Here is a 16772-nt window from a genome sequence, read left to right as displayed (position 1 = left end):
AGTCCGATACTGAAGCAGGCGCCGCGCGAGATTTTCAGCGCACCGCCTTGCCATTTGCCGATCGGCACCCCATCATGAGGGCGTGTTCAACAAATCGAAAGGAGGTGATCCGATGTCGAGTGATTTCGTTTTCCAGAACGTGGCCTCAGCGGATTGCACTTTCGGGAAGCAGTCTTCCCGTTAAGGCGCGAGATGCGCGGCTGGTGACGTGACACGTCGCCGCCATGAGCCGCGCCATGGACGGAAACACGGAAGGCCGCCGGCTTCGAAAGAAGCGGCGGCCTTTTCCTTTCTTGGTGCCCTATTCGTCCCTACTTGGTCACCGTCAGGTTTTCGATGTTGCGCGCTATGTCCTGGAAAGCCTGATCGAGTTCCATCCCATTGGCCGCCTGGTAGAAGTGCTTGATCTTGGCAGTGTCCGGGCTAGCGCAATCCTGGAGAGTAGCCTTGGCATTCGTCTCGTTGAGGTCGAAGCCAACGGTGAAGATTTCGATACCCTTGTCTCGCATGGCAGCGCAAAGCTTCTTGGCCGCCGCGCGGGGCGGCTCCTTGCCCGTTTCATTGTAAACGCCATCGACGGTGCTCGCGTCGAAATAGGACAGGTTGAACTCGCCGTCGGTCATCAGGATCGCGATTTTGGCAACCTTCTTTGGATTCATCATGGCCGGCCGCTCCGAAGCTTTCATCACGCTGCCCCAGTTTTCCGAAAGCATGTACCAGGTCCATTGCACGCCGATATGGCCCGCAGTGCCGCCCGATGCGACAAAATTCTTGATGACGCTCTTGAGCGCCGCGGCGTCCGCCGTCAGCGGCTTCAACGCGGCGGTCGGGCAAGTGGCCGTGTTCCTCCACCAAGCGAACGACGACAGCAGGTAGTCGCGATTGACCATGCTGGCGCCGGGACCCGCATCCGAATATTGATAGGCTCCCTTGCGCTCGGTGGCACAATTGTCCGGGCGCGTGAAGCCGGAGACATACTGTACGGCGCCATTGCCGGGCGCCTGCTTGCGCTGGCTGGTCGAGGTTTCAACATAGACGCTGCTGGCGGCAAGCGCGCCGGCGTTCACCGAATTGGCGTATGGCACGATGGCGACACGCACCCTGGGATTGGCGGGGTCCTGATTGTCCAGGAAGCTGCCGACCGCGTTCGCCGCAGCGGTTCTAAGATCCTTGATTTTCTGGCCGGCCATCGATCCGGTCACGTCGAGCATCATCGCCACTTCGATCGTCTTCTCCGAATAGACCGCCGTCGTCGATGCGGCGACGCGCTTCATGTCACTCATGCTGAAAAGCGGGAAATAAAGGCCGACATCGACATGGACGTCCGCCTGGACCGTCTTGGCGGTCTTGTCGACCGTCAATTTGTCGAGGACGATCTGGTCGGCGCTCAGGATGCCCGCTTGGCTGTTGGCGTTGAGAAAGGCCTGCACCGACTTATTGGCATCGGCCTCCATGATGACGCCGGTCGTCAGGTCGCGCGCCGTCGAGGTCACCGCCGCGTCGACCACGCCTTGCAGGCTCGACTTGGCGTTGTAGAGCTGGGAAACGTTGACGGTAAAGCCGACGCCCAGCGCCAGCACTGACGCGACCATGCCGAGCAGAACCGCGAAGTTTCCCCTTCGATCCGCGGCAAAGCCGCCGACCGCGTGAACAAGACCCCCAAAATGCCGCATGCTTCCGCCTCCATTCGTCACGACCTCAAGGCCGTGTGAAGGCGCAGTGCAGGATTCCGGCCGGATGGCGCCGCCAAACGACCAGAAGCCGGCGGCTTATTGTCAAACCGTTGTTTCTGCTTGGTTTCGAAATGCGGCAAGGTGAACAACCGGTAAACGAGAAGCCGCTGGGGCAATTTCGTTTACGAAGCGCTTACCATGATCGCGCCGTCTGCCGTGAGGTACAAGAACCCAGTCCTGATCCGGCACACGCACGCTGTGCCGAAGCGGGGCGACCATCACAACGGGACGCACGCCGTTCGCGCTTTGGCGCCTCTATGCCAGCATCTGCGCGCTGACGGTCCTGTCGATGCCGCGATGGGGCGGGTTGAACAGATTGCTTTCCTGCTCGTAGGTCCAGACCTTGAACAGGCCGAGCCGGTGCTGGCCGAAACTGTGCAGCAGCGGCACGTCGGTGGCGTCACGGCCGCGCGCGATGACGACGCGACCGATCCGCGGCACGTTGTGGCGGGGGTCGAATGTGTACCATTTGCCGTCGAGGAACACTTCCAGCCACGCCGAAAAATCCATCGGCGCCGGGTCGACCGGTACGCCGATGTCGCCGAGATAGCCGTTCACGTAGCGGGCGGGGATGTTCATGCAGCGGCAAAGCGTGATCGCCAGATGAGCGAAGTCGCGGCAGACGCCGACGCGCTCCTCATGCGCCTGCGCCGCCGTACGGGTCGGGCGCGCATAGCCGTAACCGAACGACAGGCGGTTGTGGACATAGTCGACGATCGCCTGAACCCGCGCCCAGCCGGATGGAACAGGGCCGAAAACCTGCCAAGCCAGATCGCTGAGATGATCGGTCTCGCAATAGCGGCTGCCGAGCAGATAGCCGAGCACGTCGTCCGGCAACTCCGCCACCGGCACTTCCCTGGCCAGCGTGTTGACCTCGTCGGGCTCGCCGCTGTCCTCGACGACGGCGTCGTAGAGAATGCGAAAGCCGCCGCCAGGCGCCGTGAAGCGGCGGCAGGTATTGCCATAAACATCGTGATAGAGCCTGGTCGGAACGGAAGGCGAGGTCAGCACGCGCGTCTGCCGCTTGATGTCGGCCTGCCGATCCTTGTGGATCTCGAGCAGCGAAATCACCGGGGTGGCTTCAAGACAGTCGATGGCGATTTCGTAGCCGAGCCGAATCAGCATCGCGGTTCCCCCCTTTTTAGGCATCGTGGAAGACAGTTCGATCAACGCGAGAAGGCCGATCGTGGTTCCCTGGGAAAGTCGAAAAGGCGATCTCGCGCCTTCCCATGCAGCCGACGCAACGCTACGGTCGGTCGACGTGCTTTGATCCCTCCGAAACGATCCCAGGATAGCAGATGTTCGCAGGCAAAAAATTCGCAGCCTTCCTGTTTGACATGGACGGCACGGTGGTCAATTCGACTGCCGCGGCAGAAAGGGTCTGGGCGGATTGGGCACATCGGCAAGGTCTCGACGTTGCCGCATTCCTGCCGACGATCCACGGCGTGCGGGCGATCGAGACCATCGCTCGGCTGGCGCTTCCAGGCGTCGATCCGACGCGCGAAGCCGATGCTCTTTTGAAGGCCGAGGCGGCCGACGTCGACGGCATCCATCCGATCGCCGGCGCCGCGACGTTTCTGGCGTCGCTGCCGCCCGAGCGCTGGGCCATCGTCACCTCAGCGCCGCGCGAGTTGGCTCTGCTGCGAATCGCGGCCGCCGGCATCCCGCTTCCCGCCATCCTTGTCGCGGCGGAGGATGTTTCCCGCGGCAAGCCGGCGCCCGATTGCTTCCGGCTGGCGGCCGAGCGGCTGGGCGTCGATGCGCGCGACTGCCTCGTTTTCGAAGATGCGCCCGCCGGCATATCGGCGGCCGAGGCGGCAGGGGCCGCGGTCGTGGTGATCAGCGCCACGCACCGGCATCCGTTGCAAACGCCGCACGCCGCGATCGCCGGTTATGACGCGATCGGCATCGCGGTTGACGATCGCGGCTGGATCGCCCTGCAGCCGGAGCGCGCCGCCGAGGTCTGCTAAGCCTCAAGTATCAGGTCGTGCCTAGAAATCGCTGGTCAGGCCCTTGACCTCCCAGTCGCCATAGCGGCCGGGTTCCTTGCCGCCACGGCCGCCGATCTCCTTCGGCACCGCGGCTTCCTGCTGGCGATAGTGTTCGCGGCGTTCTTCCGCTTCCGCCAAAGCGCGGCGGGCTGCCGGCGTCAGCGTTTTTTGCGGCGCGCCGTGATCGGGGCCGGCGTCTGTTCTGCTGGTTTCGTCTGTTTTACTGGTTTCGTCGATCATGCGATATTCCCGGCCGATTGAAACAGGCCCCGATTGAAACAGGGCCTAGCCTTTCCCATCATATAGCGATGAGTAGCGCATGACCCCGAAAATCGGAATCGATTTTCGGACAGGATCATCCGCAAAATAAAGTGTTACAGCGTCCTTTGCGCGTCCAAGGGACGCACGGCGCTGTAAGGAGGATCGACCCTTTTTACGCAGAGCCGACAGAAACGGAGCAAACAATGAACACACTTCGCACCGCCATGCTTTTGGCCGCGATGACCGCGCTGTTCATGGGCGTCGGCTATCTGATCGGCGGATCGGGCGGCATGGTGATCGCCTTGCTGATTGCCGCCGGCATGAACCTGTTCAGCTATTGGAACGCCGACAAGATGGTGCTGTCGATGAACCGCGCCGTCGAGGTCGACGAAAGGAACGCGCCGGAATATTACGCCATCGTGCAGAGCCTCGCCAAACGGGCCGGCCTGCCTATGCCGAAAACCTATCTGATCGACAACCCGCAGCCCAACGCTTTCGCCACCGGGCGCAATCCGCAAAACGCCGCGGTCGCCGCCACCACCGGTCTGCTGCAACGCCTGTCGCATGAAGAAGTCGCGGCGGTCATGGCGCACGAGCTCGCCCATGTGCAGCACCGCGACACGCTGACCATGACGATCGTCGCCACGCTTGCCGGCGCGATCTCGATGCTCGGCAATTTCGCCTTCTTTTTCGGCGGCAACCGCGACAACAACAATTCCTTCGGCATTGTCGGCGTGCTGGTGGCGATGATCGTGGCGCCCTTCGCCGCCATGATCGTGCAGATGGCGGTCAGCCGTACCCGCGAATATGAGGCCGACCGGCGCGGCGCCGAAATAGCCGGAAACCCGCTTTGGCTTGCCTCGGCCCTTGACAAGATCGCCCGTGGCGCCGAACGCATCCGCAACCCGGATGCGGAGCGCAATCCGGCGACCGCCCACCTCTTCATCATCAATCCTCTTTCCGGCGAGCGCATGGACAGTCTGTTTTCCACCCACCCGAACACCGACAACCGCATCGCGGCCTTGCAGGCGATGGCGCGGGACATGGCCGGTGGCGCATCCGCCCCTGCTCAGCGGCCTTCGCCGATGTCGCGGCAGGCGGACGAGCAGCAGCCTTCGGGCCCGTGGGAGAAGGCAGCCCAGCAGCCTGAGCAGCAGCCGGCTGAACCGGCCCGGCCGAAATCCAATCCCTGGGGCCGCAATCCGACCGGACCCAAGGGCCCGTGGTCGTGAGCGGAGCGAAACGCCGGCACCGAATTTCAGGCGATCATGAAAACAATGCCGTGAGCTCCGGCGAGCCCGTTGCCGGCCTTGCCGCGCGCAAGGCGGCGGCAAGGCTGCTTGCCGCCGTCATCGACGCGAGGACGCCGCTGGACGGGCTGACCGACCATGAGAACGGCCATCCGCAATACAAGGCACTCGACCTGCGCGACCGGGCGCTGGTGCGCGCCATACTGGTCACTGCGCTGCGTTTCCGCATGACCATTGCCGGGCTGCTGACCCGTCGCCTGGAAAAGCCGCTGCCGCCAAACGCCACCGCGCTTTCGCATATTCTGCACGTGGCGGCGGCGCAGATCCTGTTCCTCGACATTCCCGACAGCGCCGCCGTCGACCTTGCCGTGACCCACGCCAAGTCCGATCCGCGCACGCTGCGTTTTTCCGGCCTCGTCAACGGCGTGCTACGCACGCTGGCGCGGTCCAAAGAGGCCGAACTGGCTGCAGCACTCGCCACCACCGACGAAGCGCCGAAATGGTTTTCTGACCGGCTGAAAGCCACTTACGGCGCCGACAAAGCCAGGCAAATTCTCACCGCCCACAGGCACGAGGCGCCGGTCGACTTCACCGTCAAGTCCGACCCCGCGCTCTGGGCGGAAAAGCTGGGCGGCATCGTGCTGCCGACCGGTACCGTGCGCGTGGAGAAGCTCAGCGCCTCCGTCACCGAACTGCCCGGCTTCGAGGAGGGCGCCTGGTGGGTTCAGGATGCCGCCGCCAGCCTTCCGGCCCGGCTCTTCGGCGACATAAAGGGTTTGCGCATCGCTGATCTCTGTGCCGCCCCCGGCGGCAAGACCGCCCAATTGATTCTTGGCGGCGCCGAGGTCACCGCCGTCGATACCTCGAAGAACCGATTGGCGCGGCTCTCGCAGAATCTCGAACGTCTCGGTCTGTCCGCGGAGATCGTCCAGGCCGATCTGCTCAAATACGAGCCAAAGGAACTGTTCGACGCCGTTCTCCTCGATGCACCCTGCTCCTCGACCGGCACGGTGCGGCGGCATCCCGACGTGCCCTGGACGAAGACGGCGGACGACGTCGAAAAGCTCGCCGATCTGCAACGGAGGCTGCTCGCCCGCGCCGTCACGCTGGTCAGGCCCGGCGGGCGCATCGTCTTTTCCAACTGTTCGCTCGACCCGCTCGAAGGCGAGGCGCTTCACCGCGCCTTCCTTGCCGGGACGGCTGATATCGTCGACGATCCGCTCCGCCCGGGGGAGATCGCCGGCATCGATCCGTTCCTGACACCGCAAGGCACTCTGCGCACCACCCCCGCCGACCTGGACCTCGGCGCACCGGAACGGTCCGGCCTGGACGGCTTCTTCGCCGCCCGCATGCGAAGGGCCGGCTAATGCCTGTGTCGCCCAAAAGCATGCCCCCCGGTCTTGAGCCGGGCGACCCTTGCGACGCCGCGGGCTTTAAGTCCCACGCTGAAAATTTGTCGACTATTTTAGGGAGAATCTTGCGGAAAACAGGCTGAACTCCAGGGCTTCCGTTGAATTCGCCTTCGCATAAGTTCTTGAATCATATAAACTTGTCTTCGGGTTGAGGGCGATGAGGAGGGCTTTTGGCGATCGCTGCAGGCAGCACGACGCGTCTATGGACGCTTGTCGCGAAGGAGTTCTGGCGCAAGACGCGCCGGCGCCTGCGTGCCGGGCCGATCTATCGCTGGCGCTACTCCGGCCGCACGCCGGAACGTGTTTTGATCGCACCGCCGGACCTGCGCCTGGCCGACCCGCAGATCGCGCTCGAAATCTATTATGGCCGCTATCCGCTGTCGGGACATCTGGTCGAGACCGGCGGTAAATCGCCCTTCCAGATCGCCGTGCCCAATCCCGGCTGGCAGAAGACCCTGCACGGTTTTCGCTGGCTGCGTCATATGCGCGCCGCCGGCACCGAGCTCGCCGCCGCCAATGCCCGCGCGCTGGTCTCCGACTGGATCGCCATGCATGGCAACCACATTTCCGGCGTCGCTTGGGAGCCCGGCACGACGGCCAAGCGCGTCATTGCCTGGCTGCAACATTCCTCGGTGGTGCTGCAGGGCGCTGAATTTCCCTTCTACCGGGCTTTCCTGAAATCGCTTGCCATGCAGATCCGCTATCTCAGGACGATGGCACGCGAGATGCCGAACGGCAAGGACAGGCTGCGCGCCCGCATCGCGCTCGCCTTCGCCGCCTTGTCGCTGCCGGCGCCGGCATCGGCGCTGCGCGGTGCGACCCGCAACCTAGCCGAGGAGCTCGACCGTCAGATTCTGCCGGATGGCGGCCATATTTCCCGCAATCCGATCACCGTTCTCGAAATCCTGGCCGACCTTCTGCCGCTGCGCCAGACCTATGCCAATCAAGCCGAAACGCCGCCAGCGGCGCTGATGGGCGCCATCGACCGTATGCTGCCGGCGCTGCGCTTCTTTCGCCACCAGGACGGCAGTCTCGCCCGCTTCAACGGCATGGGCGCGACCATCCATGACCGCATCGCCACCATTCTGCGCCACGACGACACCGCCGGCGCGCCGTTGCTGCACGCGCCGCATTCGGGCTATGAGCGCCTCTCCATGGGCGGCGTCACCGTGATCGCCGATACCGGCCCACCGCCGCCCGTCGATGTTTCCAACGCGGCGCACGCCGGATGCCTGGCCTTCGAACTGTCCTCCGGCCGCCAGCACTATATCGTCAACGCTGGCGTCGACACCTATGGCGCCGCCGAATTCCGGCCGCTTGCCCGCGCCACGGCCGCCCACTCGACCGCCACCATCAACGACACCTCGTCGGCGCGCTTCAGCCATTCGCTGCGCGTCAACGATCTGCTCGGCACGCCGTTGATCGGCGGTCCGCAGCATGTGCCATGCAAGCGCACCGACCAGCAGGGCAGCCAGGGTTTTCTGGCCCGTCACGACGGCTATGTCGCGCGCTTCGGCTTGCTGCATGAGCGCGAGCTGAAATTATCGGCGAACGGCAACGTGCTCGCCGGCAGGGACCGCTTTCAGCGGCCCAGCGACGCGGCGATCCGCAACAACGGCCGCGATTTCGTCACGGTGCGCTTCCACATCCATCCCGACATAGGCCTGCTTCAGGACGAGCACGATCGCCTGCTGCTGACCGCCGACCAGGCCGACACCTGGGTGTTCACTTGCGCCGAGGTGGTGCCCGAGGTCGAGGAATCCATCTACTTCGCCGGTCTTGGCGGCCCGCGCCGCAGCCGTCAGATCGTGCTGGCCTTCAAGGCATCGGAGATTTCCGAAGTCCATTGGCAACTGACGCGAACGGCGATCGCCGGTCATCCGGAAAAAAGCTGAGACTGCGGCTGGCCTTGCAGCTTGATTTCCAGGCGTCATGTGCTACGGCGCGCGGACAATCTCCAAACTGAAAGGCCGCCAGCCTATGGCCGTCGCCGCCAAGAACATTCCCGCGCCCGACCTCGTTCCCATCCGTCGCGCGCTGCTCTCCGTTTTCGACAAGACCGGCCTCATCGATTTCGCCAGGGCGCTGGCTGCGGGCGGCGTCGAATTGGTCTCCACCGGCGGCACGGCAAAGGCGATCGCCGAGGCAGGCATGGCCGTGCGCGACGTCTCCGACCTCACTGGCTTCCCGGAGATCATGGACGGCCGCGTCAAGACGCTGCATCCATCCGTGCATGGCGCGCTGCTTGGCGTGCGCGACGATCCCGAACACGCCGCGGCGATGCGCGATCATGGCATCGAGCCGATCGATCTCGTCGTCTCCAATCTCTACCCTTTCGAGGATGTCCGCCGCTCCGGTGCCGCTTACGCCTCAATCGTCGAGAACATCGACATAGGCGGCCCGGCGATGATCCGCGCCTCGGCCAAGAACCACGCCTACGTCGCGATCGTCACCGACCCCGAGGACTATGCCTCGGTGCTCAACGCGCTGGAGATGAATTTCGGCTCGCTCTCGCTGGATTTCCGCAAGAAGCTGGCGGCCAAGGCCTTCGCCCGCACCGCCACCTATGATGCGGCGATCTCCGGCTGGTTCGCCGAAGCGCTGGAGATCGAGCATCCCACCTGGCGCGCCTTCGGCGGCAGGCTGGACCAGGTGATGCGCTACGGCGAGAACCCGCACCAGAGCGCCGGCTTCTACGTCGACGGCGACAAGCGCCCGGGCGTCGCGACGGCACGCCAGCTTCAGGGCAAGCAGCTTTCCTACAACAACATCAACGACACCGACGCCGCCTTCGAGCTGGTCGGCGAGTTCGACCCGGCCCGTTCCGCCGCTGTCGCCATCATCAAGCACGCCAACCCGTGCGGCGTCGCCGAAGGCGCTTCGCTGAAGGCGGCCTATGCCAAGGCGCTGGCCTGCGACCCGGTCTCGGCCTTCGGCGGCATTGTCGCGATGAACCGTATCCTCGATGCCGAGGCCGCCGAAGAGATCGTCAAAACCTTCACCGAGGTCATCATCGCGCCGGACGCCTCGGAAGAAGCGATCCGCATCGTCGCCGCCAAGAAGAATCTACGCTTGCTTGTCACCGGCGGCCTGCCCGATCCGCGCGCAGCCGGCACCACCGTGAAATCCGTTTCCGGCGGGTTGCTCGTCCAGGGCCGCGACAATGCGGTGGTCGACGACCTCGACCTCAAAGTGGTGACCAGGCGCGCGCCGACGCCAGCCGAAATGGCCGATCTCAAATTCGCCTTCCGCGTTGCAAAGCACGTCAAGTCGAACGCCATCGTCTATGTCAGGGATGGCGCCACCGTCGGCATCGGCGCCGGCCAGATGAGCCGGGTCGATTCCTCGCGCATCGCTGCGCGCAAGGCGCTCGACGCGGCCGAGGCTGCCGGCCTGGCCGAGCCGCTGACCAAGGGGTCCGTCGTTGCCTCGGATGCCTTTTTCCCGTTCGCCGACGGACTGCTGTCAGCCATTGAAGCCGGCGCCACCGCCGTCATCCAGCCGGGCGGCTCGATGCGCGACGACGACGTCATCGCCGCCGCCGACGAGCACGGCATCGCCATGGTGTTTACGGGCGTGCGGCACTTCCGGCATTGAGCACCCCTTCCTCTCCCCACAAGGGGGAAGGAAAGAGCAGCTACTCCGCCGACCGGTTGTCGGCCGGATACGGCGTGCGGATCAGGATCGCCAGACCGACGCCGAGGAACAGCACGATTGCTGCCATGCCCAGCCGCGACGAGCCGCTGGCCAAGGTGATCGTGGCCACCGTGAATGGTGCAGCAAAACTGGTTGCCCGCCCGGCCAGCGCATAGATGCCGAAATAGCGGCCCGCTTCGGCAGCAGTGACGCTGCGCGCCATGTAGGAGCGCGACGATGCCTGCACCGGCCCGAAGGCAAGCCCGATCAGCAGACCAAAGAAAATGTAGGCTTTTTCCGCCGGCGTGCCGAACAACCCGCCGCTATCGGCCCCGGGCATCATCCAGGCACCGAACAGCGTATAGCCTGGACCGGTCGAGACGATGCCGATCGTGGCGATGCTGAGCATGACAAGCGAAATCATCACGATGGTCTTGGAGCCAAGCGCCGCGTCGAGGCGTGCGGCAACCAGGCAGCCGACGATGGCAACGACGTTCAGGATGATGCCGAACAGGCCGATCTCGGTGATCGACCAGTGGAACATCGCCGCCGCAAAGGCCCCGCCCAGCGTAAGCAGTGCGATGACACCGTCTTGATAGATCATGCGAGCGATAAGAAAGCGGAAGATGCCGCTGCGCTGGCGCACTTCGGCCAATGTCGATTTCAGTTCCGCCAGCCCCTCGCGCACCGCCGGGCCAAGGGGAATGCCCTTCACGGCATCCGGTGTGAAAAAGAACATTGGCAGGATGAACAGGAAATACCAGGCCGCCGACAGGGGCCCGGTCGCCCGCGCATCCTCTCCGAGTTTCGGGTCGAGCCCGAGGACCGGGTCTAGGCCGACGATCGTCTTGCCGGTCTCCGGCGAACTGGCCATGAAGGCGACGACGAAGATCAGCGCGATCATGCCGCCGAGATAGCCAAGGCCCCAGGCGATGTTCGAGATTCGGCCGATTTCGCTCTTGGGCACCAGGCGCGGCATCATCGAATCGTTGAAGACGGTCGAGAATTCCGCCGCGACCGAGGCCAGCGAGAAGAACAGCACGACCAGGAAAAGGTTCGAACCGGGAGCAGCGAACCACAGCAGGCAAAGACTGGCGATCTTGATTGCGGCGAAGAACGCGATCCACGGTTTTCGCGGGCCGGTCTGGTCGGCGATCGAACCGAGGATCGGCGACAGCACGGCGATGGCCAGCCCCGCCGCGGCGATGCCGTAACCCCATGCCGCCTGGCCCGTCTCCGGATCGCTTGCCATGCGAGAGACGAAATAGGGACCGAAGATGAAGGTGGTGATGACCGTGAAGAACGGCTGCGCTGCCCAGTCGAACAGCATCCACCCCCAGATGCCGCGTTCGGGCGCTCGCTGCACTGCTACCTCGGCCATGACCCCTCCATTGGCGCCTGATCCATTCCGATAGAATCGGAATCAGGCTCCATCTTTTTGTTGAACATGATCTTGTCCGAAAACCGGTTCCCATTTCCGCTATCGCGGAACTTCGGTTCGGGATCATGCTTGGCGGTGCCCCGAAATGGGGGCCTGCTTCGCTCTATAGCGCAGTTCTTGCCGGCAATCCCGCGCGATGTGGACGGCGTCTCACAACGCCGTCAGGTCGCTCATCAGCCCCGATGCCACCGCCAGCCGCGACACGGTGATGTCGCCGCCCTCGGTCAGCGCCTGCAGCTGCTCGCGGATACGCCCGACCCGGTCGCCGCCGGCGTCCAGCCATGCCGCCACCGGGTCCGTCACCTTGGCATGGCCGGTCAGCGCCGCCACCGCGATACCGCGCCTGGCAGCGCCGATCGTGTCGGTGGCGCGGGAAAGGGCCAACTGATCGTAATAGTCGGACGGCATGATCGAGCGCGCAGCGTCCTCGACGCGCGGGATGCGAAAGGCATCGCTGACCGCGAAAAACGCCTTCGCGGCCGCGACGATGTCGGCATTCGCCGTTCGGGCTGTCAGCGCGATATCCGGGACAAGGCCGGCCACGTCGGTCAGCGCCAGCTGTTCAGCCAGTCTTTCGGGCGCGCCGCCCTTGAACAGGCCATGCCGCCGCTCCTCGATCCGTTCACGCGAGAAGGCTGGCAGCAGCGAAACGAGCTTCGGCTCCAGTGCCTTGCGCGCGTCCTGCAGTTCGGCGATCCGTTGGCCGAGCGGTGCGGTGCTGGTATCGTTCTTGAGATACCAGCCGCTGCACACATATATAAGCCGACTAACGGACTGATAAAGGTCGAGCTGCACCTGCCCGTCGATCTGGTTGTCGAGCGCATCGACCTCGCGATAGAGTGCCGGCAGCCCGAAGCCGTCCCGCACCAGGGCAAAGGTTCGAACCACGTCGGCGACACTGCGGCCGGTCGCTTCTTGCAGCCGGTCGACGAAGGTCGGGCCGCCACGATTGACCAGATCGTTGGCGAGGACACGGGCGATGATTTCGCGGCGCAGACGATGGCCATGGATCTCGGCCGCGTATTTCTTCGCCATACGGTCTGGAAAATAGCCCATCAGGTCACGGTCGAAATGCGGATCGTCCGGCACGTCGCTGGCGACGATGTCGGAAAACAGCACGATCTTGGCATAGGCGAGCAGCACGCCGAGCTCGGCCCTGGTCAACGGCTCGCCACGCGCCTCGCGCTCGGCAAGGGCTGCCGGCGACGGCAGCGTCTCCACCGCGCGGTCGAGCAGCCCGCGCGCTTCGAGCGCCGTCATGAAGCGGCTCTGATGGGCGATGTCGGCGAGGCCGCGCTTGCGGGCAAGGGACAGCGCCAGCGTCTGCTCGTAATTGTTGGACAGCACCAGCGCGCTCACCTCGTCGGTCATTTCGGCAAGAAGCTTGTTGCGCACTGGGCGGGTCAGCGCCCCCTTGCGCATGGCGGAAGCCAGCGCGATCTTGATGTTGACCTCGACGTCGGAGCAGTTGACGCCGCCCGAATTGTCGATGGCGTCGGAATTGCAGCGCCCGCCATTCAGCCCGAACTCGATGCGCGCCCGCTGCGTCACGCCGAGATTGGCGCCCTCGCCGATGACCTTGGCACGCACGTCGAGCGCGGTCACCCGAATAGCATCGTTGGCGCGATCGCCGACATCCTGGTTGGTTTCTGTCGATGCCCTCAGATACGTGCCGATGCCGCCGAACCACAAAAGATCGACCGGCGCCTTGAGGATGGCATTCATGATCTCGACCGGCGAGGCGGTCGTCTTGCCAAGGCCGATCGCCGCGGCCGCGGCCGGCGGCAGCGTGATCGACTTCTGGCTGCGCGAGACGATGACGCCGCCTTCGGACAGCTTCGTCTTGTCGTAGTCCTGCCAGCTCGAACGCGGCAGGGCGAACATGCGCCGGCGCTCGGCCATCGAAGCCGCCATGTCGGGATCTGGATCGATGAAGATGTCGCGATGGTCGAAGGCGGCGATCAGCCGGGTCTGCTCGGACAACAACATGCCGTTGCCGAACACGTCGCCCGACATGTCGCCGACGCCGACGACGGTGAAGGGCGTGGTCTGGATGTCGCGGTTCATCTCGCGGAAATGCCGCTTGACCGCTTCCCAGGCGCCCTTGGCGGTGATGCCCATCTTCTTGTGGTCGTAGCCGGCCGAGCCGCCGCTGGCGAAGGCGTCGTCGAGCCAGAAGCCATGCTTCTCGCTGATGGCATTGGCGGTGTCGGAGAAGGTCGCTGTACCCTTGTCGGCGGCGACGACGAAATAGGGATCGTCGTGATCGCGCCTGATCACGCCGGCCGGCGGGATGACGCCGTCCAGACCGATATTGTCGGTGATCGACAACAGGCTGGAGACATAGTTCTTGTAGGCGGACGTGCCGGCTTCGAAGATGGCATCGCGGCTGGCACCCGTCGGCAGCTTCTTCGGATAGAAACCGCCCTTGGCGCCAACCGGCACGATCACCGCATTCTTGACCTGCTGCGCCTTGACGAGGCCGAGCACCTCAGTGCGGTAATCCTGGGCGCGGTCCGTCCAGCGCAGGCCGCCGCGGGCGACCGGGCCGAAGCGCAGATGCACGCCCTCGACCTCGGAGCCGTAGACGAATATCTCCCGCCACGGCCGCGGCGCCGGCAGGCCGTCGACCGCCTGCGAATCGAGCTTGATCGCCAGCGACTGGCCCTTCTGCTTCATATCGGCAACGAAATGATTGGTGCGTAGCGTGGCTTCGATCAGGTTGAGGTAGCGGCGGATGATGGTGTCGTCGTCAATATTGGGAACCTCTTCCAAGGCGTCCCTGATCTTGGCCTTGAGATGCTTGGCCGCGACCACGCCCTCCGTTTCGGCCGTCGGTCCGAGGCGGGCAACGAACAGCGCATGCAGGCCGCGCGCGATCTCCGGATAGCGGTTGAGCGCGGCGGCAATGAAATCCTGGCTCTGCGGGATGCCGGCCTGCTGCAGATAGCGGCCATAGGCGCGCAGGATGGTAACCTCGTCCGACCACAGGCCGGCGGTCTGGGCAAGGCAGTTATAGCCGTCATTGTCGATGTCGCCGCGCCAGACGGAAAGGAACGCGTCCTCGAACAGCGCGCCGCCATTGCCAAGGTCGATCGGCTTGCCGTAGCTGTTTTCGAGCTCCATGTCGTGGATGAAGACCATGCCCGGCTGATCACTATTGATCATGCCGGAGGCCTCGTCCCCGACCTCGAAGGTGCGCTCGCTGATAACGCGGAAACCTATGTTCTCCAGCACCGGCACCCGCCGCGACAGCGCCACCGGGCTGCCATGGTGATAGATCTTCAGCGCCGCCTGATACGGTTCCTGGTCGGCATGACGGTAGTAGTCGATGGCGATCGGATTGGCTGCATCGATCTTGGCGATACGCCCGGCATCGGCCAGCGCAACCGCCGGCGAGAAGCTGTCGCGATAGCTCTCCGAGAAGCGCGCGGCGATCGCCGTGAGCGCTGCATCGGCGCCGGTCTCGGCCGCGGTCTCGCGCAGCGCATCGTCCCAGGTCCGCACGATGGCGCGGATCGCTGCCTCGATCGTCGCCTGGTCGATCTTCGGCGTCCTGCCGCCGGAACGGCCGATGATGAAGTGGACACGAGCCAGCCCGCCTTCCGGGAAGGCCGGGTAGTAGGCCGACAGCCGGCCTTCGAACACGGTCTTCAAATAGGCGCCGATCTTCTCGCGCACCACGCTGTCGTAACGGTCGCGCGGGACGAAGACGAGGATCGAGACGAAGCGGTCGAACTGATCGGCACGCACCAACGCCCTCACGCGCGGCCGTTCGACAAGCCCCAGAATGGCTTCGGCGTGCTTACGCAGGATTGGCACCGGAACCTGGAACAGCTCGTCGCGCGGATAGCTCTCCAATACGTTGATCAGCGCCTTGCCGGAGTGATCTTCAGGGTTGAAACCGGACTTGGCGATGATGGTTTCGGCCTTCGACCTGAGATAAGGGATCTTCATCACCGAGCGCGTATAGGCGGTCGAGGTGAACAGGCCGACGATGCGCAGCTCACCCGCAAGCGCACCCTTGGCTGTGTAGGTCTTGACGCCGATGTAGTCGAGGTAGATGCGGCGGTGCACCGCCGACTTGGCGTTGGCCTTGGTGACGATCAGCGGTTCCGGCCCGTACAGGAAGGCTCGAATCTCCGGCGTCGTCGTCACGGCTTCGGTGCCGCGCCGCAGCACCAGCACATCGGGATCGGCGAGGATGCCGAGGCCGGGTTTTTCGGTGCGCTCCAGCGTGCCGCTCTTCTCGCCGCCAGTGTATTTGAACTCGCGCATGCCGAGGAAGGTGAAATTGTCGTCGCGCAGCCATTCGAGGAAGGCGATCGCCTCGGTGACGTGGGCCTTGTCGAGCGGCACCGGAGCGTAGCGGAACTCCGAGATCGCCTGGTCGAGGCGGGCCAACATCGGCTTCCAGTCGGTGACGGCAGCGCGCACCTGACCCAATATTTTCTTCAGCCGCCCGCCCAAGGCCTCGGCCTGCTCGGCCGAAAGGCGGCCGATATGAACGTGGATGACGCTCAGCCGTTCATGGCTGTGATCGCCTTTGGCAAAGCCGCCATCACCGAGGATTTCATCGACGCCGCTTTTACCGTGCCTGACGACGATGACCGGATGGGTGACCAGCAGCGGCTCGCCGGCGCTCTCGGTGATCTCGCCGAGGATGGAATCGAACAGGAACGGCATGTTGTCGTTGACGACGGTGATCACGGTCATCGGCCTGCCTTGGCGGACGACACCGGAATCGACGTCTATGGCGACGACGCAATCGCCCTTCTTGTGTCTGGCGACGGCGCGTCCGGCGAGATCGGCGGCGCGTTCGAGGTCGGCGACCTCGTAGGCGGCGACATCTTCGGCCGGCGCTCGGGCCAGCAGGTAATCGGCAAGCCTGCCGGGCTTTTCGCTGCCCTTGGCGGCAGTCATCCTTTTCAACTGGCTTGCTGATTTCAGGCCGGCCATGAACTAATCCCTCCCGTCATGCTTTTACGACTATCGTAGCAGATGACCGGTATTTGGCGACAAAGGTTTGACGGCTTGCAACGAAATGT

10 protein-coding genes are annotated in these 16772 nt (G+C 64.3%); 5 read left to right on the top strand and 5 right to left on the bottom strand.

Annotation, left to right across the window (positions count from 1 at the left end):
- Positions 1–311: 311 nt before the first annotated feature.
- Complete coding sequence (locus tag E5X88_RS14970; RefSeq protein ID WP_292162467.1) at positions 312–1673, bottom strand: pilus assembly protein; 1362 nt, start codon at positions 1671–1673, stop codon at positions 312–314.
- Positions 1674–1988: 315 nt separating this feature from the next.
- On the bottom strand, positions 1989–2858 hold the full coding sequence (locus tag E5X88_RS14965; RefSeq protein WP_292162466.1) for a transglutaminase family protein: 870 nt from the start codon (positions 2856–2858) through the stop codon (positions 1989–1991).
- 173 nt (positions 2859–3031) lie between these two features.
- Here E5X88_RS14965 and E5X88_RS14960 point away from each other — a divergent pair, with 173 nt between their 5' ends.
- Positions 3032–3703, top strand: coding sequence for an HAD-IA family hydrolase (locus E5X88_RS14960; RefSeq protein ID WP_292162465.1), 672 nt, complete (start codon positions 3032–3034; stop codon positions 3701–3703).
- Positions 3704–3724: 21 nt separating this feature from the next.
- On the opposite strand, the gene E5X88_RS14955 is transcribed toward E5X88_RS14960, so the two are convergent.
- Positions 3725–3964, bottom strand: a complete 240-nt coding sequence (locus E5X88_RS14955; RefSeq protein WP_292162464.1) for a DUF1674 domain-containing protein — start codon at positions 3962–3964, stop codon at positions 3725–3727.
- A 224-nt stretch (positions 3965–4188) separates the two neighbouring features.
- Here E5X88_RS14955 and htpX point away from each other — a divergent pair, with 224 nt between their 5' ends.
- The 4 genes from htpX to purH all read left to right on the top strand — a co-directional run bounded on the left by htpX (position 4189) and on the right by purH (position 10244).
- Positions 4189–5217 carry a zinc metalloprotease HtpX gene (gene htpX / locus E5X88_RS14950; RefSeq protein WP_292162463.1) on the top strand — a complete coding sequence of 343 codons (1029 nt, stop codon included), beginning with the start codon at positions 4189–4191 and terminating at the stop codon, positions 5215–5217.
- Between the two features lie 50 nt (positions 5218–5267).
- The gene (locus E5X88_RS14945; protein WP_292162460.1) at positions 5268–6602 is read left to right on the top strand and encodes an RsmB/NOP family class I SAM-dependent RNA methyltransferase; all 1335 of its coding nucleotides are present in this window, start codon (positions 5268–5270) and stop codon (positions 6600–6602) included.
- A 215-nt stretch (positions 6603–6817) separates the two neighbouring features.
- Positions 6818–8542, top strand: coding sequence for a heparinase II/III family protein (locus E5X88_RS14940; protein ID WP_292162459.1), 1725 nt, complete (start codon positions 6818–6820; stop codon positions 8540–8542).
- Positions 8543–8627: 85 nt separating this feature from the next.
- Complete coding sequence (gene purH / locus E5X88_RS14935; RefSeq protein WP_292162457.1) at positions 8628–10244, top strand: bifunctional phosphoribosylaminoimidazolecarboxamide formyltransferase/IMP cyclohydrolase; 1617 nt, start codon at positions 8628–8630, stop codon at positions 10242–10244.
- A 40-nt stretch (positions 10245–10284) separates the two neighbouring features.
- Here the strand turns inward: purH and E5X88_RS14930 are convergent, their stop codons facing one another.
- Positions 10285–11664 carry an MFS transporter gene (locus E5X88_RS14930; RefSeq protein WP_292162455.1) on the bottom strand — a complete coding sequence of 460 codons (1380 nt, stop codon included), beginning with the start codon at positions 11662–11664 and terminating at the stop codon, positions 10285–10287.
- 210 nt (positions 11665–11874) lie between these two features.
- The gene (locus tag E5X88_RS14925) at positions 11875–16683 is read right to left on the bottom strand and encodes an NAD-glutamate dehydrogenase (protein WP_292162453.1); all 4809 of its coding nucleotides are present in this window, start codon (positions 16681–16683) and stop codon (positions 11875–11877) included.
- Positions 16684–16772 lie beyond the last annotated feature (89 nt).

This window comes from Mesorhizobium sp. (assembly GCF_004962245.1).
Classification (GTDB): Bacteria; Pseudomonadota; Alphaproteobacteria; order Rhizobiales; family Rhizobiaceae; genus Mesorhizobium.
The sequence above is the reverse complement of the archived record's forward strand: the minus strand, read 5'-3'. Positions and strand labels throughout refer to the sequence as shown.